Genomic DNA, 20,034 nt, shown 5'->3' on the forward strand with positions numbered 1-20,034 from the left:
AATTTGTATTTAATAATAAGAAAATTAGCTGACCTTAATTAATAATCGATTAAGTGCTTATTTTTGACGCATAACGTCGCTTTAGAGCGTTACCCTCTTAAAGACACTTCAAGTTTACCAGAGACTATATTATTATTGATGTCAATTCCAGAGAATTGTCCAGTGGTTCTTTTTTCTTCTGAAAGTAAATTATAGACCTTTAAGTATAAAGACACCTTTTGTAATAAGAAAATGCCGATAACACTAAAGTGTAATTCTAGAATTTGTCCTTTACTTTCAATAGAAACACGATCATTTTCAATCTCGATATCTTCCGTATCACTGGTAATGGAGTAATGATGCTTTTGAATATGGAAATCAAAAGTAATTTCTTCATTACCTACCGAAAAAATGGCTCGATACGCATTAGGCACCTTGCCAAAAATACTCGCATAAGGGCTTTGAGGAGAAATTTTGGAAAGCTGTTTAGGCAGTCTACTCGTTACGATCAATCTTTTTTTTACTAGCTCTTGACATATGATAGGGTCAAACTCCATTGATTTTGATTCCTGTTCCATGCTCAACTTAGATTCTGCCCTTACAAATAGCATTTTACCGGAAATACTATGGTCATATTTGTCAAAAGAAGAATAAGTGCCAATTAAAATAGGACGTTCATTAAAGGAAGAAAGCCCTACATAGAAAATCATTTTGGCTCCTTCTATCTTATTACCACTCATGAAGTGTTTGCAGTCAAAATGTACAAAGTTGTTTTCTTGCTTAATAGTACCAAATAATTCGAAAAGCGTATACTCCTGTCTACTGTTGAAGTACACAAATTTTATGTCAAATGTCTTCCAATTATTATAAATGATTAATTGGCCTTTGGTCATTTTACGGTCCTCCCCATAATAATACATGACATAATAATGGGTTTCGTTTGAAGCATTGGTGTGCAAGAGCTGCAATTGCTTTTCCTTTTCTTCTCGGTCTGTAATCTCGTTCTCAATAAATTCAAGTGGCCCTTTATATCCCAAATAGTTAAAAAATAGGTTGCGGTACTCCCTGCTTATTTTTACAATGGGTTTGCCGGAAGCAACCTCGCGTTGTTTGTTATATAGGTATTTTCCATTGACGTACCCTCTAAGCACCAATTCTAAGTCATTTTTTAGGTTGGGGCGTTCGCTGTCATAATTTCCGAAGCCATAAAGTTGAGAATCTTTGTAACCCCTTATGGTATGTGAGGTTTTAAAGTGATGTATAACGGCATCTAAAAGTCTTGAGAAGGCAAACTTTGTAAGTAAAATAGCGCTGTCATCGGTTTTATATTTCATTTTCCAAACTAGGGAAGGTTGAAAAAGGTGATTTTGTCTTTATTGCTGCAGCTTCTAGCACAGCTGGACAAGGAGCTCTTAAACTAGCAAAAGACATGGGTTGCCGAGTGATTGCTTCAACCAGAACTGGAGAAAAAAAAGAGTTTCTAAAGCGTTTGGGACCCGATGAGGTCATTGTTACCGAACAGGAAAACACATTGGGCCGATTACAGGAAATTTCAGGAGAAAAGGGAATCAAATTTGTTTTTGATCCTATTGGTACTACTGCTTTTAACCAACAATATATTGGTGCCCTTTTGTTTGGAGGTTCAGCTGCGATATATGGGCTGTTGGGTGGAGAATTTCCATCATTTCCCCTCTTGGATTTGGTGCGTAACAATACCACTCTATACGCATACTCCATGTTTAACCATGTTATGGATAAATCGCAGCTGGATGAAGGTGTTAGCTACGTACTAAATCAGATTAAAAAAACGGGGTTAACTCCTTTGGTAGATAAGGTCTTTGATTTTAATGATACGGTTGAAGCTTATAAATACATGCTTTCAAATAAACAAAAAGGAAAAATAGTTGTCAAAGTAAATAACTAGTTATGGAAAACAATCAAAACAATACCAAATGGTTTAGCCTAGCCAGTGTATGGTTCGGAGGCATCGTCAGTGTGCCTGCCCTTTTGATAGGTAGTGTGTTGATATCTTCTTTAACTTTTAGCAATGCGGTACTTGCCGGATTTGTCGGTTTCAGTATTGTGGTACTCTTAATGTCATTGATAAGTATTTATGCCGTAGAACAGCAGAAATCTTCCGTTGCTTTGGCGGCTAATAGTTTTGGTACAAAAGGAGCTGGAATTGTGGTAGGACTTATCATAGGACTATCGACATTGGGCTGGTTTGGTGTTCAGAGTAATATTGCTGGTGCTTCTTTTTCTAAAATTCTGCTGGATACCGCTGAAATTGACCTCCCCGCGTGGATATCCTCCTCTTTATGGGGCTTGATTATGCTCTTTACAGCCGTATTCGGATTTAAAATTCTAAAATGGCTTAATTACATCGCAGTGCCCACCATCATAGTGTTAATTGCTTATGGCCTATTCATTGTATTTCAAAATCATAGTTTTCAAGAAGTACTAGATTATCGACCAGAAAACACCATGTTTTTGTTGCAGGCCATAGGGCTTTCCATTGGTTTTATTTCTGTTGCTGTGGTCATTTGCCCAGATTATAACCGCTTTGCGGCTTCAAAAAAAGACGCGATATTTGGCTCCCTCTTTGGTATATTGCCCTCGGCATCGGTCTTGTTGGCGGTTGGAGCGCTCTTTGCAATTACGCAAGGCACCTATGATATTGTTGAAATATTTGCTTCTTTAGGATTTCCCTTTTTTGCTATGGTCATTTTGATCTTAGCGACATGGACTTCCAATGTAATTAACATGTACTCTTCAGGATTGGCATTTAATGGCCTTCTCAATTTAACGGAAGCTTCTCGACCCAAAACCACCATCATTGTGGGTATCGCAGGTATTGTTTTGGCGGCAATCGGACTATTGGAAAACTTTATGGATTTTATAAACTTGTTGACCACGACAGTAGTTCCAATTGCTGGGATTTTGGTCGCCGATTATTTTTTATCCAAAGGAAAAAACCAAGAGAATACCAGTAATTTTAACTGGATTGGTATTGTGTCTTGGTGTTGTGCTGCCGCTATCATGATATTTATGGAAGCCCCAATCAAATATATTATTGGCATTGCAAGTGCAGGGGTCATCTATTTTGTGATTTCCAAACTAATTCCAACTAAATAGAAAACCGGGCAGACTATGGTTTTTGATAAATCCAATACAATGGAAGTAGCTAATGCCTTTGGTGCGTGCATTGCACAAACTGCACAAGAAGAATTGGTTATCAAAACCATGTAGACTAATGAAAACGAAGCGATGGAAAGCTTAGTGGAAGTTATTAAATCAAAGCTTTTGCAGAATAGGGCTATTGAAGACTCAATTACGGTTTTGACAAAAGAATCAATATCCTTGGCCTAATTGCCGGGGGCTACTAGGTAAAAAGTAAAGCTTTGTGGACACTATCCCACTAAGTGTGTAAATTAAAAATAACAGGGGTTGGACTTATTTAGAGTCTGACCCTATTTTCATAGATCGTTAGGAACTGGTTTAATATGATGCCCCAGTTCCTGATGGGCATCGACCATTTCTTGGTGGCCTCCCTTGTTGCCAAATATACAGATTTCATCGCGGCCTCATCGGTTGGGAAGGACAGCTTGTTCTTGGTGTACTTTCTTATCTTCCCATTGAGGTTCTCGATAAGGTTAGTGGTGTAGATGATCTTTCTGATCTCCAATGGGAACTCAAAGAAGACGGTAAGCTCGTCCCAATTGTCCCTCCAGCTTTTGATTGCATAGGAATACTTGGACTCCCATTTCTTGGTAAAATCTTCCAAAGCTGCCTTTGCGGCCTTCTCGTTGGGCGCATTGTAAATACCCTTCATATCGGCAGTGAAGGCCCTTTTGTCCTTCCATACCACATAACGGGATGCATTTCGTATCTGGTGCACCACGCATATCTGGGTCTTGGATTCGGGGAACACGCTCTTGATGGTCTCGGTGAAACCGTTCAGGTTGTCGTAGCGGTGATTAAAATGTCCTGGGTGCCACGTGCCTTCATATCGGTCAGTACCGACATCCAGAAGGCCGATGACTCGTTCTTGCCCAGCCAAAGTCCCAAAACCTCCTTCTTGCCGTCCCTACGAAGCCCTATGTCCACATATACGGTTTTGTTGATCACCTTTGATGATTCCCTGACCTTGAACACGATACCGTCCATCCAGACAATCAGGTAGACAGGCTCCAATGGGCGGTTCTGCCACGCAACAATATCAGCGGCAACCTTGTCGGTAATGCGCGATATGGTTGATGTGGAGACCTCAAAACCATAGGCCTCATGCATCTGTTCCTCTATATCACTTACCGACATACCCTTGGCATAAAGCGATACGATGATGTTCTCAATGCCATCGACCATGTTGCCCCGCTTGGGCACGACCATGGGATTGAAACTGGCATCCCTGTCCCTGGGAACAGCTATCTCGCTCTCACCAAAAGAGGTGCGCACCTTTTTCTTTGAATGGCCGTTTCGAGAATTGGTGTTTTGGGAACGCTCATGCTTTTGGTAGTCCAAATGGCCATCAAGCTCCCCTTCCAACATCTTCTCGATACCTCGTTTTTGGAGTTCCTTCAAAAAACCGTTGAGCTCGTCCCCGGTCTTGAACTGTTTAAAAAACTCGTCGTTGAAAATTTCTTCACTCTTCATAAATGTGTGCAATTTAAAATTAGACAAAAAATAACGGGGGTCATGACCCCCGTTATTTTCTAGTTACACACTTTATGAGATAGTACTGCTTTGTGGGAATTTAAGTTTTGTTGAAAACCATTTTTCATAATTTTTCCAATTTTTTCCTCAGCACTTTCATGTCATCACCTACCTTTTTTTCCACTACTTTGGCGTATATCTGTGTAGTGGTCAGTTTACGATGACCTAGCATTTTTGAAATGGTCTCAATCGGAACTCCGTTGGCAAGAGTAACCGTGGTGGCAAAGGTATGTCTAGCCATATGAAAGGTAAGATTCTTTCTTATCTTAGCAAGCACAGCAACTTCCTTTAAATAGGCATTAATTTTTTGATTCGAAATTTTTGGGAAAAGGGTATCGTTAATCAAAGACCTTTTATCATGCCTGTAACTTTCAATCACCTCTGATGCTTTGGAAAGCAATGGAATTTTGACTGGGTTTCTTGTCTTTTGTCGTTTTGTCATTTTGTCATTATCAAGTATGTTTTATCCAACCCCAGCACCAAACTTTCATTTGTTAATAGCATCACATCAATATAGCTTATTCCTGTATAACAACTGAATACGAACAAATCCTTTGCTAATTTTAATCTTGTCGATTCAATTTGCAGTTCTTCTATTTGTTTCAATTCTTCAGGTGTCAGAAAACCTCTGTAAGTTGGGGTTAATTTTTGTTTGAATTTCACAAATGGGTCGCGGTCAATCCATTCCAATTGATAGGCTAAAGACACCATTCTTCGTAGCCTCTGAATATGCTTCATCACGGCGTTATTGCCAATTCGTTTTTTATAATGCTGTGGACTGTAAGTCCTTAGAAAGCTTTCAAAATTTAGTATGAATGTATAGTCAAGACTTGCAAGTTCAAAATCATCTACCTTGTACTTTTTCTTGACAAATAGCAGAATATATTTTTGACTGGTCAGGTAAAGTCTGGAAGTATTTCCGTGGAGCTTTTCGAACATACTTGTATTGTGGCACTCAATAATGTCTCGTAATGTGTAATGTCCAATTTTATCATCACCTGTATACCTCGACTTTATGGTTTGAGGCGTAATAGGTTTATTCTCTGACCTAAGTTCTTGATAGCATTGAAACAATTTTGCGTACACTTCATCTAGATATTGGTTTATTTTTCGAACTTTTTCACTTTTTCCATTGATTCGTTGTTTTTGAGAGTTCCAAAAGCGAACATCAACCCTTCTTTTTAGGCCAATGTTGAGTTTTTTACCATTGATGGTTATTCTTGGAAGTAATTATGCTTTTTTTCCTAAGTACGGCATTGGTCTTATGGCATTTGGAAATCTAACATATACCAGACCAATTCCCAATGATAAGATTGAGAAGTTACTTTTCGAAACTTTGGACTTAGAAACCCGTAGTCTTCCAACATCGAATATTTTGAGACTACGAAAAAGTGAAATCGCTGATTTACTAAATAAGGATTCCTTTTCCTTAGTTAAAAACGGGGCACTTTTTATCCCTGTTTGACCTTTCGGCTACTTTGAAGTTGGGGGCAATTCAAGATGTGTCATTGTCATGACAATCTTGCTTTTTCTCCCCGCGGTCGCAAAAGAAAAAAAGGAAAAATGAAAAGGGAGTTCATCCAGTTCCGATGTAGCATCTATGAAAAGAAGATGCTCAAGCTCAAGGCCAAAAAGGCAGGGCTCTCCCTATCCGAATATTGCCGTAGTTCTGCTTTTGGAAATAACATCGTCGAACGCTTGACACCAGAACAGTTGGAATGTTATTCCATGTTGGTCAAATACAAGAACAACTTTAAACGTATAAGCAATATGTTCAAGAAAAGGAATCCAAGGCTTTCCAAAGAAGTAGAACAATTGGCCAATGAAATCAGGAACCATCTTTACAATTTTGACAAATCATAGGAAAGGGCAAATCCATATCACATACCAAGGCTTCCATCTCCTATGGATGGAACCAAGAGAAGGATGCAGAGATTATCCATAGCCAATATTTGGCAGGGGAGAACCCAAAAGAGATAACAGAAGAATTTAAAATCATCCAATCTCAGAACCAACGAACACAAAAAAACACTTTGAGCTTTGTACTGAGCCCAAGCGTCGAAGATGGAAAGAAACTTTCCAGACAACAATTAAAGGAACTCACCAAAAAGTTTATCAAGGCAATGAACCTAAAAGAAAGACAGGCCATTGCTTTTGTACATCGGGACAAAGAACATACCCATATCCATTTATATGTAAACAGGATAGGATTTGATGGGAAGGCATATAAGGACAGCTTCATTGGAAAGAAAAGCCAACAGAAAGCCTATGAAGTCGCAAGGGAAATGGGACTGACCAATGCTAGGGACATCCAATACCAAAGACTTGACTAAATCAAACAGATTAGAAGGGAAATAAAAAAGTTACATGAAAAGGTCATAGTGACAGAAAGACCAAAAAGCTTGGATACCTATATAAAGCTGATGAAGGAAAAGAGTATCATAGTTATCCCAAGCATCAACAAGCAACGAAAGCTCCAGGGTTTTCGATTTGAATACAAAGGACAGAACTTAAAGGGAAGTGAGGTACACCGTTCCATGTCGGGAGGAAAAATAATCTCTCAGATCTCAATCAATACTAATAAAGCAATGCTCAAACAAAAAACACCTACGGTAAAACTTGCTGGAAAGGCAATAGAACTGAGTACCAATATCGCAACAACTATGGCGAAGCGATTGATAAAGAAAACCATCAAAAAGGCAATTGACCTAGGAATGGGAATTTAAACAGAACACACTATGAAAAAAATAGATGAAATCATGGAACTGTTGACGGAGGAAATCAACGGGTTCCATAAGTCAATTGAAAAGCTGGAAGACCTTTCCAAAAACCTAAATGAAGTAAAAGTGAAAGCGGACACTTCCAATATGGAGTATCAGTTAAAAGCACACTTAAGAAATCAAGAAAGAATTCAATCAAGGAACCAACAGAGACTGACCGAAATCAATAAAAAACTTAAACAGGCTAGGCTTATCCCCAAATGGTTGTTGGCATTCTTCTTATCTGTACTTATGATGCTGATAATCGTTATTGGATATTTGAGCTTCCAAGTAGTCCAGTTAAATAAAAAAGAAGTCACAATTGCTGAGAAAGAAAGAGTGCAACTTCAAAACCGAAAGTAGGGTGCGCCCTATGGAATTTTTGCTTTACGTTTATCTTTCCGAATACTACAAAAATTCCACAGGATCCATGCGCAAAGTTTAGGGGTAAGATTTGGGATTTTATTACTTAAACCAAACCCTCTTTTCAATATTTGCCCATTACAAGCCTCATGTCATCACGTAACTTTCTATCAATGACCTTGGCATAAATTTGGGTGGTCTTTAAAGAAGAATGCCCCAACATTTTGCTTACCGACTCTATGGGCACTCCATTCGCTAGGGTAACCGTAGTGGCAAAAGTATGTCTTGACAAATGGAATGTCAGCTTCTTATCGATATTACAGATGATAGCCAATTCCTTTAGATAAAGGTTCAGTTTTTGGTTGCTGATTACCGGTAATAACTTATCCGAGGTGTTATTGAAATCAGCATTGTATTTTTTGATGATTCTTTCGGCTACCGGTAACAAGGGAATACTACTTTTGGTATCCGTTTTTGAACGATTGATCTTTATCCACTTTTCTCCGTTCATATTGAGTACGATGTGGTTATTGGACAGTTTTTCCACATCGATATAAGATAGCCCTGTAAAGCAACAAAAGACAAATACATCCCTGACCTGTTCCAATCGTAGATTGAGGATTTCGGTTTCCATCAAAATTTTAAGTTCCCGTTCATTTAGAATATCCCTTTCCACTTTCTTCCATTTTGCCTTCCAATGGTAGAAAGGATCCTTGCTTATCCAATCATTGGCATAACAGATGCGCATTATCTTTTTTAGGTTGGTCACATATTTGGTGACAGTGTTCTGTCCACAGGATTTTAGGTTAGTTTTTAGAAAGTGTTCAAAACGCTTGATGAAGTTCAAATCCACTTCTTTGACATTAATGTCATCATATCCGTATTCTTTAATAATGAACGTTTTCAAATGTCTGGCCGTTCTAAGATGTCTTTGGTAGGCACCAGAGGAGAACTCCCTACCCACCAATTCGGAAATCTCGTTGTTATGTTTACCATAGATGATTAGGAGTGTTTTATATCGGGTGCTTTTACCTTGGAAGACGCCTTTTATCATTTGGGCAGTATAATGCTTTCCATCTGTAAGGAACTTACCCTGTATCTGGAAAAGTCTTGCACGGACATCCTCTAAGAACCTGTTCAGTTCACGATTGGATGCTTTGGAGTTTTTGGCACGTCCTGAACCCGTGTTCCAATCTTCAATCTTGACCTTGCGATGGACACTCGTTTCAGCACGTTTTCCATTTACTGTAATCCTGAGATAAATGGTACATTTGCCCGTTTTATCGGGATGATTTTTCCTGATGTAGAACAAAATGGAGAAGGAATCGTTCATTTTCTTAAGCTTTTAGTTATTTAATTTCAACCAACTTTTTGCTTAAAAAACTGAACCTCAATTTTTTAACATACCAGCGACCACATTTTTGCGAATACTAAAAGTACGCACCGAATTACTCACCGAATAGGGTGGTTTTATATGATATCAAACGATATTTGTTAAAATGAAAAAGTCCGTAAACCATTGATTTACAGACTTTTTGAATTTACTTGATAAGTATAAGTGACCTCGACAGGATTCAAACCTGTAACCTTCTGAGCCGTAATCAGATGCGCTATTCAGTTGCGCCACGAGGCCTTTTTAATGGGGTGCAAATATATTTCTTTTTAAATTTACGACAAAACCTCATAACTAAAAATAATGGATTTTGAACCCTACATTCGTGATATAGAAGACTTCCCTAAACAAGGAGTTGGCTTTAAAGATATTACCCCTCTTTTAAAAGATTCAAAAGTACTTCTTCAAGCCTGTGAAACACTTTGTGATATGATTGGGGGCAAAGAGATTGATAAAGTAGTGGGGGTGGATAGCAGAGGTTTTATTTTTGCGCCTCTTATAGCATCAAAACTTGATGCGGGGTTTGTGCCAGTGCGTAAAAAAGGAAAACTTCCATATAAAACCATTTCAGAATCCTACGAGTTGGAATATGGTACCGACACGCTCGAAATTCATACAGATGCCATACAAAAAGGAGAAAAGGTACTGGTGCATGACGATGTGTTGGCTACTGGTGGAACAGCGAGTGCCGTTTGTAAATTAGTAGAGAGATTGGGAGGAGAAGTCATACAATGTAATTTTTTAATTCACCTCACTTTTTTAAATGGTGCAGATAAGCTAAATGGGTATGATATAAAAGCGCTGATAGATTACTAGTCCAAAGCTTTTGTAGTAACAAAATAGCGCCAACCAATAATTGCCAACTGTAATTTGGATGCTTGTGACAAATCTAATCTTCTTTTGGAATACGATGGTAGGATAACTTTGTTGATTTTTGCCAATAATTTGTAGAGCATGGGTTAAGGTGTTGGTAGAGGCAAAGATAATCAAGTTATTGTTTATTCTTGTTAAGATTAAAAAGGGACCGTTAAAAACGACCCCTTTTACCCACTAACTGTTTTCTTTGATCCAATTATTTATTTTATCCTCGAGCAATGCCAGTGGTACACATCCTGTTTCTAAAACTTGGTTGTGAAATTGACGAACATCAAAATTATCTCCTAAAGCAGTTTTGGCCTTTTTACGCAATTCCATGATTTTTAGCTGTCCTATTTTATATGATAATGCCTGTCCCGGATTGGCCATGTATCGTTCAATTTCAGAAATAATACTAGCTTCGGATTCTGCCTCATTGTCCAGTGAGTATTGAATAGCTTCCTCTCTAGTCCAACCCTTGGAATGAAGGCCGGTATCTACCACAAGGCGAACAGCTCTGTGCATTTCAGCACCTAGCATACCAAAAAGTTGATATGGATCGGTATAAAGACCTAACTCGGTTCCCAAAGATTCACAATAAAGTGCCCATCCTTCTCCGTACCCGCTATACCAAAGTGTTTTTCTAAATTTGGGCAATACTTCACTTTCTTGTGTCAGTGATATTTGATAATGATGGCCTGGAATGGCTTCGTGAAGAAATAAAGATTCATCGGAGTACACATTGTATTTTGTTACTTCTGGAATAGGGGTGTAAAAAATACCTGGGCGAGTGCCGTCCAACGAACCTGGATTATATTCTGCACTTGCTGATTTTTCCCTAAATGCTTCCGTACGACGAACTTCAAAAGGAGTTTTTGGTTTTACATCAAAAAGCTTTTCTATTTGAGGTTTCATGCGGTCATGGATAGCATTGAAATTATCAATTACCTGTTGTGGATCGGTATAAGGCATTAGTTCTTTGTTGCTACGAACAAAGTCAAAGAAAGCTTTTAAATCTCCTTCAAAACCTACCTGCCCTTTAATTTCTTCCATTTGAGACCTTATTCTGGCTACTTCACTCAGTCCTAAATCATGAATTTCTGAAGCGGTCATGTTGGTAGTGGTATATTTTTTTATTTGATGTGCATAATAAGCATCTCCATTGGGTTCTCCTTGAATTCCACTGGATTCACGACCTACTTGTGAATATTCATCACTCATAAAATCATGTAATTTTTGATAGGCAGGAATCACTTTGTTGTTCACCATATTTTGATAAGCTTCGGTCAAAGTGGATTTTTCATCTTCAGTAAAACTATCAGGTAAATTTTTTATGGGCTGATAAAAAAGGTGATTGTCCAAATCCTTAGCGGTAAGAGATTGTAATTGGGGCAGCACCTTTTTAATCAATGTTTTTGGAAGTACATGACCTTTGGTCATTCCTTCTCTCATTCTTTCTTCGGCGCTAGCCATCCATTTCAAATATCCATCTACTCTTTTCAACCATTTTTGATAGTCTTCAACGGTGTTAAAAGGTTGTGCGCTGGAACCACTTGCCAATTGCCCCATGAATAGATTGGGAGACCACATTTGGTCAATTGGGGTAAGATTGGCGTTGAAATTAAATTCACCTAGGTTTATATCACATTCCCATGCTAAAATGGCCTTACTCATGCGTTCACTTTTGGTAAGGCTTTCATCTGGAAAAGAAGCTAATCTGTTTTTATAGTTTTCATAATGAGCTTTTGCTTTGGTGGCAAACTCATCCGAGAGCGGATTTGCAAACACATCATCATAACGATGATCACCAGCCATGGTGGCATTTAAAGGGTTTAATTTTAATCCACCTTCATAATAGTTGTCCAATAGAGTAGCAAAATCTGCGCTTAGGTTAGGGGAGTCCTCTTTTTTGGGTTGCTGTTTGCAGGAATGCAAGACAGTAATTGTAATGATTAGAATTGTTATTCTTTTCAACATTTTGAGTTTGATTTGTTAGAAAAATGTAAAATAGGCATATCAAACAAAATGTGAACGCATCGGATTGCTAAAGTTTTCTAAAAAAGCGTCCAACTAAGACAGGATTCAGAATTGAAATTCCGCATCAATTTTTAGTTTATTCTTCACAGGTTGGAGTGGTTTTCAAATAGTGCGGCCAATAAAATCCATTGAGAAGACTTCCCTCAATAGAATTCCAAGTACACTCACCCAAAGACGAATCAGACTCAATGCTGATTTTTTGAGCAGATTGGGTTGTCTAGTTTCAGCAAAAATTAAATTTCTTAAAGATGAAGACAAAATTGAAATTTCTGTTAGGACCCGTCTTGGCGTTGGTGGGGATTGTGTTTTACATTGCACTAACAGCTTCTAAGCCAAAAAGAACTTTACAGCCGGAGAAGGGTTGCGTATTTATGACTGTGATGGGCGAACAATCGTCTGAAGGTTTTAACCGTTACAAGTCTGATCAGAATCTGCAATTGGCAGTACGAGATGGACTTCAATGGTTGTCTACCGCTCAATTACCCAATGGAGGTTATGGAGCCGGTAGTCATTCGGCACAGCATATTAGAGATCCACATGCAGTAAATGCCGATCCGGCTACCACTGCAATGGTTGGCATGGCCTTATTAAGGAGCAGTACGACTTTAAAAACAGGTATTCATGCTGAAAACCTTAAAAATGCATTAGAATATATGCTAAAAACCATAGAGGGTGTGGATGATGACAGTCCTTACATCGCCCAAATCAGAAATACTCAGATACAAACAAAACTTGGTGAAAACATTGATGCCGTTCTAGCTGCACAGTTCCTTTCTAATATTCTTGATAGAAATCTATCTGGTATGGATAAGAAAAGGATCGCACGTTGCTTGGATATCTGTATTGCTCATATTCAGAATGGCACGGATGAGAATGGAAAGCAAAAAGGTGCTGGTTGGGCTGGTGTTTTGCAGAGTGGAATGGCCAATAGCGCTTTAGAGTCTGCCCAAACAGTAGGAGCTTCAATCGATAAGGAAGTTTTGGAAAGATCAAGAAAATATCAAAAAGATAATTATAATGAAGAAGACGGTTCGGTTAAAACGGATGATGGAGCAGGAATTATGCTTTACTCCGTAAGCGGAAGTGTAAGGGCAAGTGCTAAAGAAGCACGGAAAGCCAAGGCTGATGTTAACAAAGCCAAGGCAGAGGGCAAGATAGCGGCCGATGCCGAAGTAAATGCGGAAACTTTGGAAGAAATAGGATATGTGAGTGGTGAGGCTCAGAAATATGGGGCGGCATATAAAGTCTATGAATCTGCTAAGAAAACAGCACAAAAAGATGAAGTATTGGACGGTTTTGGTAATAATGGAGGAGAAGAATTTTTGAGTTACCTACAAACAGGTGAGTCTTTATTGGTGGGTAATGATGATGATTGGAAAAAATGGTATGATGACATGAGTGGACGTATTTTAAAAATTCAAAATGAAGATGGTAGTTGGAATGGACATCATTGTATTACCAGTCCGGTTTTTTGTACCGCTACAAGCCTCCTTTTATTAACAGTGGAGGAAGACATTGCCTTTTTACAAAAAATTGGCGCAGAAGATTAAAAAACCGCTTTTTAAGTATAAACAACCCGGTCTAAAACCGGGTTGTTTTTTTGAGTTACTTTTCAGATTTATTCATCATTTGTTTTGCAAGGTCAGCACCAATTAAGGATTCTAAAAGGGTGTTATCCGAATTTTTACTACTGTTACCCTCAATGAATATCTCAGGTAATCGTAGTTCTTTTAACTCACGAGCTACACCTACGGAAGTTTTATAGTCCCACTCGGCACGCTCTTGTGGGGTTAGTCCGGCAGTTACCAATTTTGCATTCTGATATGATTCTGCATCTGCGGCTACTTTTTTACTCAGTGCCTTGAACTTCTCTACCTCAAACTGCTTTTTTTCCTTAACAAGGTTGAATTCTGCAACTTTGGCCTCAGTTTCTGCTGCAATGGTCTTCTGTATCTGTTCTTTTTCTAAACGAGCTCTTTCTGTAGCTTTATCTGCTTCACCACGTGCTTTTTCTTTTTGCGCTCGGTAGAACTCTCTTTCGGCTTGCTGCTTTTCTAACTGGGTCTGAGCCACTTCTTCCTTCTGTAATTGCAATCTATTATCAAAAGTCGCTTCCCAGTCAATTTCAGTTACTACAGCTTGTATAACAGTTAGCCCATACGCTTTAAGTGAATTGCCTTTTTCTCGAACGGGTTCACCGTTTTTAATTTGAATGCGAAACCTTTTATTTTTGGTCTCTTTATTTACTATGGTTCTAACAGTGCTGCTATCTCCAATAATCTCACGGGTTTGATTGTCCGCATATTCTTCCAATACATACATTCCATTCTCCAATTGATCTTTAAAATAACGGTCAAAGTCTGAAGCCTGGCCGGAGATATAATCTTGGGCGTCCATAAGTTTGCAGGTATTTTTTATAGACTGGTCAATATTGGGGATAATTCTAGATCGTATCATATTCTTCTCAGTTTTGTTACGGTCTGCAACAGATAAAAATTGAGACTCATTCTCTGTATTTATACTTATGACTACAGAGGTTGCGATTCTAGCTTTTACTGCATCGCTAAAAGCCCAATATTTGGCTTCATCCACATTGGCATACTCGCTTTGCTCGCCTAAACCATGTTCTTGGCTGGGGATTACATATTTAATCGGTAATTCAAACTGAATAGGAATTAATCTACCCCACATTTTGGTGTGTATTCCCTGTCTAAAAACTGCTTTCTGGCCGCCCCAAGGATATTGTACTGCGTAAGCAGTGCCGGGTTCTGCATAAAAGAAGGTTCCAGTAACAATACTTAATATAACGCCAACACCTATTATTTGAAGGCTTCGTTTTGTAGAGAACCATTGCAATAATTTGGCGGTTTTAAAAAGTGGCTTTGTAACCAAGGTAACAATTCCTAATAGTATAATCAGTATTCCAAATAAAGTAATCATAGTGATTGGTTTTAAAGGTTAGACAAAAATGAAAGCGATGAGTTGTATGAGCAACATCACCAAAAACTTAGCTATTGTAATCATTGTGTTTGTTGATTTTAAGGGTTGAAAAAACTACTGTTAACCGGTTACGTTATTTAATATAAAATGAGAATAATCATGTTTCCAAATTTTTGAAAGGAAATCAATACAATTGAATACAAGATTGTAGGTATAAAAATGAAATAGCATTTAGAATTTATGTGACTTCCTTGTAAAAAGTAATAAATTGAAATATTAAATGAATATATTTGTTATAAAATGTAATAATTGTAGGGGTGTTTTAATCAAGTTTTTAAAAACCAAGGGGCATTTCATTTAAAAAAGCATCGATTTTGATCATTTCATTGTTATGTATGAAGAAGCGGCAGTATTTTTTTAAGAAGTTTTTTTTGAAGAATTTGAGTTTTTTTAAGGCATAATTTTTTTTTCACTTCAAGTGTATGTGCGAATAAATCTTCATCTATATTTACACCAAATTCTTATTGTTGGGAAATCTACTTTTTATTATTCTGGGTCTTGTACTCCTGATCTTGGGAGGAAATTGGTTGTTAAAAGCTGCGGTCGCCCTATCACTAAGATTGGCAATTCCAAAAATAGTCATAGGAATGACCGTAGTTTCTTTTGCTACGTCTGCACCTGAACTTATTGTAAGTATAAAGGCTGCACTGGATGGATTTCCTGATTTGGCATTGGGGAACGTAGTAGGGTCTAATATTGCAAATTTAGGCTTGGTGTTGGCTATTACCGTTTTATTGGGGAGTATTGATGTTCGTAAGAGCTTTTATACCACAGATTGGCCTGTAATGATTGTGGCGTCATTGCTTTTTGTAGGCTTTATTTATTTTGATGGAGTGCTACAACAGTACGAGGGTATTATCATGGTGGTTTTTTTGTTTTTGTTCCTTGTTTACCTGCTCAGGTTTCAGAAAACCGCTGTTGTAGATGAAATGCCAGAAGATGATGTTCCCTTACCGTTGTATAAAATTGTAATGTTTTTGGGGATAGGAGGAACAGCACTTTGGGGAGGTTCAGAGTTATTGATTGATGGTGCTGTTGGAATGGCCTCTACTTTTGGGGTAAGCGATAGGATAATTGGAATCACCATTGTTTCCGTAGGTACGAGTATTCCGGAATTGGCAGCATCTATCATTGCAATTTTGAAAAAGGAAAAGGCTATTTCTCTTGGGAATTTAATTGGATCTAACATTTTTAACCTTCTTGCAGTTCTTGGAATCACATCAATAATCACCCCTATAACAGTTGTTGATCAAGGTTTGCTTTCTAACGATGTTTTCTGGATGTTGGGTATTTCCTTTCTAATACTGCCCTTGGTGTTCTTCCCAAAAGGATTGCGATTGGGATGGAGAGATGGCTTGGTGTTGATAATTTTCTATATCGTTTTTGTTTATCTGACCATAAAATAAAAACCGCCCCAATAGGGACGGCTTTTAAACTATAATCAACAATTAATTTATAAATTATACATCGGCAGACTTTACAGTCTTAATGATTCTACCTGCAATTTTATATGGATCACCGTTAGAAGCGGGTCTTCTGTCTTCTAACCAACCTTTCCAACCTTTTTCTACAGTAATGATAGGGATTCTAATTGACGCGCCTCTATCTGAAACACCATATGAGAAATCGGATACGTGTGCGGTTTCATGCAATCCAGTTAAACGTTCATCATTAAATTCTCCATAAACATCAATATGTTCAGAGGTAACAGGTCTAAATGCTTCACATATTTTTTCATATATCTCTTGAGAACCACAAGTTCTTAAAGTTGTATTCGAGAAGTTTGCGTGCATTCCGGACCCATTCCAATCCCCTTTCACAGGTTTGGGGTGGTACTCAATATAATAACCGTGTTTTTCAGTTAATCTATCTAATAAGTATCGAGCAACCCAAATCTCATCACCCGCTTTTTTGGCTCCTTTGGCAAATAATTGAAACTCCCATTGGCCAGGTGCAACTTCCTGATTGATACCTTCAAAGTTTAATCCAGCTTCTATACAAAGATCTGCATGCTCTTCAACAAGATCTCTACCCCAAGTGTATCTACCTCCCACGGAGCAGTAGTATTTACCTTGCGGCCCAGGGAATCCACCACGTGGAAAACCTAATGGTAAATCGGTTTTTGTGTCCATTAAGAAGTACTCTTGTTCAAACCCAAACCAGAAATCATCATCATCATCATCAATAGTAGCTCTGGCATTTGAAGGATGCGGTGTTCCATCAGCACTTAAAACTTCTGACATTACCAAAAACCCATTTTTTCTTACTGGGTCAGGGAAGATAGCTACAGGTTTTAATAAACAATCAGAAGAACCTCCTGATGCTTGTTCAGTAGATGAGCCATCAAAAGACCAAATTGGGCAGTCTTCTAATTTTCCACTAAAGTCATTTTCAACTTTGGTTTTGCTTCTCATGTTTTGAGTTGGCTTGTGACCATCTAACCAAATGTATTCTAATTTTGATTTGCTCATAATTATGGTAGTTATTAGTTCTCAAATTTACGATTGACAAAAATATGTTTTTCATTCAATAATATCTATTTTAAAGGGTTAAAATAACAAACAAGTGATTATAATTTAATTTACCCCTAATTTGTGTAGGGTTAAATGAAAAAAAAGTAATTTTTAGAGCATATATTATTAAATTCTTAATTGTAGTTTTGTAATCTAAATGTACAACACCATGTCCAATACTAGATTTGATGCTTTGACAGAAAGCCGTAAAAGAACCCATGCGAATATTGAAGAAACGGGTAGGCGTTCGGAATTGTTTGGAAAGAATGTATTCAATGAAGATAGAATGCTTCAGTTTTTAACAAAAGAAGCATATGACAAAGTAAAATCGGCCATTTTTCAAGGAAGCAAGATAGATAGGAAAATAGCAGATCAAGTTGCGGAAGGAATGAAAGCATGGGCCTTATCAATGGGAGCAACGCATTATACGCACTGGTTTCAACCTTTGACAGGTTCTACAGCAGAAAAACACGATGCTTTTTTTGATATACTGCCAGATGGTAAGGCAATGGAAAAATTTGGAGGAGCCCAATTGGTGCAACAAGAACCGGATGCTTCCAGTTTTCCAAGTGGTGGAATACGGAACACCTTTGAGGCTAGGGGTTATACGGCTTGGGACCCTACATCTCCAGCATTTATCTACAAAACAACACTTTGTATACCTACAATATTTGTATCCTATACAGGCGAGGCACTGGACAATAAAGCACCACTACTTAGGGCTTTGCACGCAATTGACGAAGCAGCAACTGGAGTGGCACAATATTTTGATAAAAATGTACGCAAGGTATACGCAACGTTGGGCTGGGAACAGGAATACTTTTTAATTGATAAGGCACTGGCACAATCTAGATTGGACATAGTGATGACCGGGCGAACTTTGGTAGGCAATCCTGCAGCAAAAGGGCAGCAATTGGATGATCACTACTTTGGAGTTATTCCGGCTAGGGTCTTGAGTTTTATGAGTGATTTGGAAAAGCAGTGCACAAAATTGGGAATACCCGTAAAAACAAGGCACAATGAAGTTGCCCCCAACCAGTTTGAGTTGGCTCCCGTTTTTGAAGAAGCCAACCTTTCTGTAGACCATAACTTGTTGTTGATGGATGTTATGGAAGAAATTGCGGACAGGCATAATTTCACGGTTCTATTTCATGAAAAACCTTTTGCAGGGGTTAATGGTTCGGGTAAGCATAACAATTGGTCTTTAGCAACGGATACAGGTGTCAACCTATTGAGTCCTGGTTCCACTCCAATGAAAAACCTTCAGTTCTTGACCTTTTTTATAAATACCATAAAAGCCGTTGATACATATGAAGAGTTGTTGCGTTCCTCCATCGCATCTGCAAGTAACGATCATAGGTTAGGGGCAAATGAGGCACCACCATCCATTATTTCAATTTTTATTGGAGCACAGCTAAGTGATGTTTTGGATGAATTGGAAGGTGTTTCCAAAGGGAAATTATCTCCACAGGAAAAAACAGAGTTAAAGCTTAATGTGGTTGGTAAAATCCCTGAGATTTTATTGGACAATACAGACCGTAACAGAACCTCTCCTTTTGCCTTTACAGGGAATAAGTTTGAAATGAGGGGAGTGGGTGCAAAGACCAATTGTGCAAAGCCAATGACCGTTTTAAATACCATTGTGGCCAAGCAGCTTAATGATTTTAAAAAAGAAGTGGATACATTGATAGACAAGAAAAACCTTAAGAAAGATGAGGCGGTCTTCAATGTACTACGGGAATATATTAAAACTTCAAAAAGAATTCGGTTTGATGGAGATGGCTACGGAAGGGAATGGCAAGAAGAGGCTAGAAGACGAAAACTGAGCAATAATAAAAATACACCTGAAGCATTGCAAATACTCACTTCCAAAGAAAGTATCGCTCTTTTCAGGGATATGGATGTTATGAGTGAGGTGGAGTTGAAAGCACATCAAGAAGTAGAGCTGGAAGCTTATATTTTTCGTATTCAGATTGAAGGAAGAGTATTGGGTGAAATGGTTTACAATCATATTATTCCTGCTGCTTTACGCTATCAAAATTTGCTTTTGGAAAATGTAAAAGGCTTAAAAGATGTGTATGGAGCTGCCTATAACAAAGTAGCGGAAAGTCAGTTGAATATTTTAGAGCATATTGGAGAGTATATAGTGGAGATAAAAAAGCAAACAGATGAAATGACCGCTACGCGCAAACGTGCAAATGCACTTTCAACAATCAATAAAAAAGCCCAAGCGTACTGTAATAATGTAAAGCCTCATTTTGATGCGATTCGTGAGCAATCCGATAAATTGGAAAAATTAATTTCAGACGATTTGTGGCCATTGACCAAGTATAGAGAATTGTTATTTGCCAAGTGATTTTGAAAAGACAAAAATTCTTTCAATCTATTTAAAAGAATAGACTAACCTAATAATTTATTAATG

General features: G+C 38.1%; 18 protein-coding genes, 1 tRNA gene and 1 pseudogene. 10 read left to right on the forward strand and 10 right to left on the reverse strand.

Annotated elements, in window-relative coordinates:
* Positions 1-89: 89 nt before the first annotated feature.
* Positions 90-1,313, reverse strand: coding sequence for a hypothetical protein (locus LV704_RS14115; protein ID WP_163422929.1), 1,224 nt, complete (start codon positions 1,311-1,313; stop codon positions 90-92).
* 41 nt (positions 1,314-1,354) lie between these two features.
* Between LV704_RS14115 and LV704_RS14120 the strand changes: the two genes are divergently transcribed.
* Together LV704_RS14120 and LV704_RS14125 are read left to right on the forward strand one after the other, a co-directional pair.
* Positions 1,355-1,903, forward strand: a complete 549-nt coding sequence (locus LV704_RS14120; RefSeq protein ID WP_255695682.1) for a zinc-binding dehydrogenase — start codon at positions 1,355-1,357, stop codon at positions 1,901-1,903.
* 2 nt (positions 1,904-1,905) lie between these two features.
* On the forward strand, positions 1,906-3,114 hold the full coding sequence (locus LV704_RS14125; RefSeq protein WP_163422931.1) for a cytosine permease: 1,209 nt from the start codon (positions 1,906-1,908) through the stop codon (positions 3,112-3,114).
* A 322-nt stretch (positions 3,115-3,436) separates the two neighbouring features.
* Here LV704_RS14125 and LV704_RS14130 read toward each other — a convergent pair.
* The 3 genes and pseudogenes from LV704_RS14130 to LV704_RS14140 all read right to left on the reverse strand — a co-directional run bounded on the left by LV704_RS14130 (position 3,437) and on the right by LV704_RS14140 (position 5,910).
* Positions 3,437-4,632: pseudogene (locus LV704_RS14130) on the reverse strand (IS256 family transposase).
* A 124-nt stretch (positions 4,633-4,756) separates the two neighbouring features.
* Positions 4,757-5,134 carry a site-specific integrase gene (locus LV704_RS14135; RefSeq protein ID WP_163422932.1) on the reverse strand — a complete coding sequence of 126 codons (378 nt, stop codon included), beginning with the start codon at positions 5,132-5,134 and terminating at the stop codon, positions 4,757-4,759.
* Positions 5,131-5,910, reverse strand: a complete 780-nt coding sequence (locus tag LV704_RS14140; RefSeq protein WP_317164651.1) for a site-specific integrase — start codon at positions 5,908-5,910, stop codon at positions 5,131-5,133. The genes LV704_RS14135 and LV704_RS14140 overlap by 4 nt, the downstream gene beginning before the upstream one ends.
* A 345-nt stretch (positions 5,911-6,255) precedes the next feature.
* On the opposite strand from LV704_RS14140, the gene mbpA reads away from it, so the two are divergent.
* The 4 genes from mbpA to LV704_RS14155 are packed head-to-tail and all read left to right on the forward strand — an operon-like array spanning position 6,256 to position 7,814.
* Positions 6,256-6,555, forward strand: a complete 300-nt coding sequence (gene mbpA / locus LV704_RS14145; RefSeq protein WP_163422934.1) for a mobilization protein MbpA — start codon at positions 6,256-6,258, stop codon at positions 6,553-6,555.
* Positions 6,556-6,569: 14 nt separating this feature from the next.
* Positions 6,570-7,025 (forward strand): relaxase/mobilization nuclease domain-containing protein, encoded by a 456-nt coding sequence (locus LV704_RS20070; RefSeq protein ID WP_317164652.1) that lies wholly within the window; start codon positions 6,570-6,572, stop codon positions 7,023-7,025.
* A 48-nt stretch (positions 7,026-7,073) separates the two neighbouring features.
* Complete coding sequence (locus LV704_RS20075; protein WP_317164648.1) at positions 7,074-7,418, forward strand: hypothetical protein; 345 nt, start codon at positions 7,074-7,076, stop codon at positions 7,416-7,418.
* A gap of 12 nt (positions 7,419-7,430) precedes the next feature.
* Entirely contained in the window at positions 7,431-7,814 is a 384-nt protein-coding gene (locus LV704_RS14155) for a DUF6730 family protein (RefSeq protein WP_163422935.1), read from the forward strand.
* A 124-nt stretch (positions 7,815-7,938) separates the two neighbouring features.
* Here LV704_RS14155 and LV704_RS14160 read toward each other — a convergent pair whose 3' ends face one another.
* Entirely contained in the window at positions 7,939-9,147 is a 1,209-nt protein-coding gene (locus tag LV704_RS14160; protein ID WP_163422936.1) for a site-specific integrase, read from the reverse strand.
* Positions 9,148-9,373: 226 nt separating this feature from the next.
* A tRNA-Arg gene (locus tag LV704_RS14165) sits at positions 9,374-9,447 on the reverse strand.
* 63 nt (positions 9,448-9,510) lie between these two features.
* Here LV704_RS14165 and LV704_RS14170 point away from each other — a divergent pair.
* Positions 9,511-10,023: an adenine phosphoribosyltransferase gene (locus tag LV704_RS14170; protein ID WP_163422937.1), complete on the forward strand. Its 513-nt coding sequence runs from the start codon at positions 9,511-9,513 to the stop codon at positions 10,021-10,023.
* On the opposite strand, the gene LV704_RS14175 is transcribed toward LV704_RS14170, so the two are convergent.
* Both LV704_RS14175 and LV704_RS14180 read right to left on the reverse strand, forming a co-directional pair.
* Positions 10,020-10,163 carry an SsrA-binding protein gene (locus LV704_RS14175; protein WP_163422938.1) on the reverse strand — a complete coding sequence of 48 codons (144 nt, stop codon included), beginning with the start codon at positions 10,161-10,163 and terminating at the stop codon, positions 10,020-10,022. The genes LV704_RS14170 and LV704_RS14175 overlap by 4 nt on opposite strands.
* A 94-nt stretch (positions 10,164-10,257) precedes the next feature.
* On the reverse strand, positions 10,258-12,039 hold the full coding sequence (locus LV704_RS14180) for a DUF885 family protein (RefSeq protein ID WP_163422939.1): 1,782 nt from the start codon (positions 12,037-12,039) through the stop codon (positions 10,258-10,260).
* A 308-nt stretch (positions 12,040-12,347) separates the two neighbouring features.
* Between LV704_RS14180 and LV704_RS14185 the strand changes: the two genes are divergently transcribed.
* The gene (locus tag LV704_RS14185; RefSeq protein WP_163422940.1) at positions 12,348-13,649 is read left to right on the forward strand and encodes a hypothetical protein; all 1,302 of its coding nucleotides are present in this window, start codon (positions 12,348-12,350) and stop codon (positions 13,647-13,649) included.
* Positions 13,650-13,704: 55 nt separating this feature from the next.
* On the opposite strand, the gene LV704_RS14190 is transcribed toward LV704_RS14185, so the two are convergent.
* Complete coding sequence (locus LV704_RS14190; protein WP_163422941.1) at positions 13,705-15,039, reverse strand: SPFH domain-containing protein; 1,335 nt, start codon at positions 15,037-15,039, stop codon at positions 13,705-13,707.
* 527 nt (positions 15,040-15,566) lie between these two features.
* Between LV704_RS14190 and LV704_RS14195 the strand changes: the two genes are divergently transcribed.
* Positions 15,567-16,505 (forward strand): calcium/sodium antiporter, encoded by a 939-nt coding sequence (locus LV704_RS14195; RefSeq protein ID WP_163422942.1) that lies wholly within the window; start codon positions 15,567-15,569, stop codon positions 16,503-16,505.
* A 54-nt stretch (positions 16,506-16,559) separates the two neighbouring features.
* Here LV704_RS14195 and LV704_RS14200 read toward each other — a convergent pair whose 3' ends face one another.
* Positions 16,560-17,570, reverse strand: coding sequence for a glutamine synthetase beta-grasp domain-containing protein (locus LV704_RS14200; protein ID WP_163422943.1), 1,011 nt, complete (start codon positions 17,568-17,570; stop codon positions 16,560-16,562).
* A gap of 211 nt (positions 17,571-17,781) precedes the next feature.
* Here LV704_RS14200 and LV704_RS14205 point away from each other — a divergent pair, with 211 nt between their 5' ends.
* A complete protein-coding gene (locus LV704_RS14205) occupies positions 17,782-19,968 on the forward strand; it encodes a glutamine synthetase III (RefSeq protein WP_163422944.1) in 2,187 nt (728 codons plus the stop codon).
* Positions 19,969-20,034: the final 66 nt, after the last annotated feature.

The sequence above is a fragment of the Flagellimonas sp. CMM7 genome (assembly GCF_021390195.1).
Lineage (GTDB): Bacteria > Bacteroidota > Bacteroidia > Flavobacteriales > Flavobacteriaceae > Flagellimonas.

Coding starts and splice junctions, on each gene's coding strand:
- LV704_RS14115 (WP_163422929.1), bottom strand. CDS start 1,313: ATGAAATATAAAACCGATGACAGCGCTATTTTACTTACAAAGTTTGCC.
- LV704_RS14125 (WP_163422931.1), top strand. CDS start 1,906: ATGGAAAACAATCAAAACAATACCAAATGGTTTAGCCTAGCCAGTGTA.
- LV704_RS14135 (WP_163422932.1), bottom strand. CDS start 5,134: ATGACAAAACGACAAAAGACAAGAAACCCAGTCAAAATTCCATTGCTT.
- mbpA (WP_163422934.1), top strand. CDS start 6,256: ATGAAAAGGGAGTTCATCCAGTTCCGATGTAGCATCTATGAAAAGAAG.
- LV704_RS14155 (WP_163422935.1), top strand. CDS start 7,431: ATGAAAAAAATAGATGAAATCATGGAACTGTTGACGGAGGAAATCAAC.
- LV704_RS14160 (WP_163422936.1), bottom strand. CDS start 9,147: ATGAACGATTCCTTCTCCATTTTGTTCTACATCAGGAAAAATCATCCC.
- LV704_RS14170 (WP_163422937.1), top strand. CDS start 9,511: ATGGATTTTGAACCCTACATTCGTGATATAGAAGACTTCCCTAAACAA.
- LV704_RS14175 (WP_163422938.1), bottom strand. CDS start 10,163: ATGCTCTACAAATTATTGGCAAAAATCAACAAAGTTATCCTACCATCG.
- LV704_RS14180 (WP_163422939.1), bottom strand. CDS start 12,039: ATGTTGAAAAGAATAACAATTCTAATCATTACAATTACTGTCTTGCAT.
- LV704_RS14185 (WP_163422940.1), top strand. CDS start 12,348: ATGAAGACAAAATTGAAATTTCTGTTAGGACCCGTCTTGGCGTTGGTG.
- LV704_RS14190 (WP_163422941.1), bottom strand. CDS start 15,039: ATGATTACTTTATTTGGAATACTGATTATACTATTAGGAATTGTTACC.
- LV704_RS14200 (WP_163422943.1), bottom strand. CDS start 17,570: ATGAGCAAATCAAAATTAGAATACATTTGGTTAGATGGTCACAAGCCA.
- LV704_RS14205 (WP_163422944.1), top strand. CDS start 17,782: ATGTCCAATACTAGATTTGATGCTTTGACAGAAAGCCGTAAAAGAACC.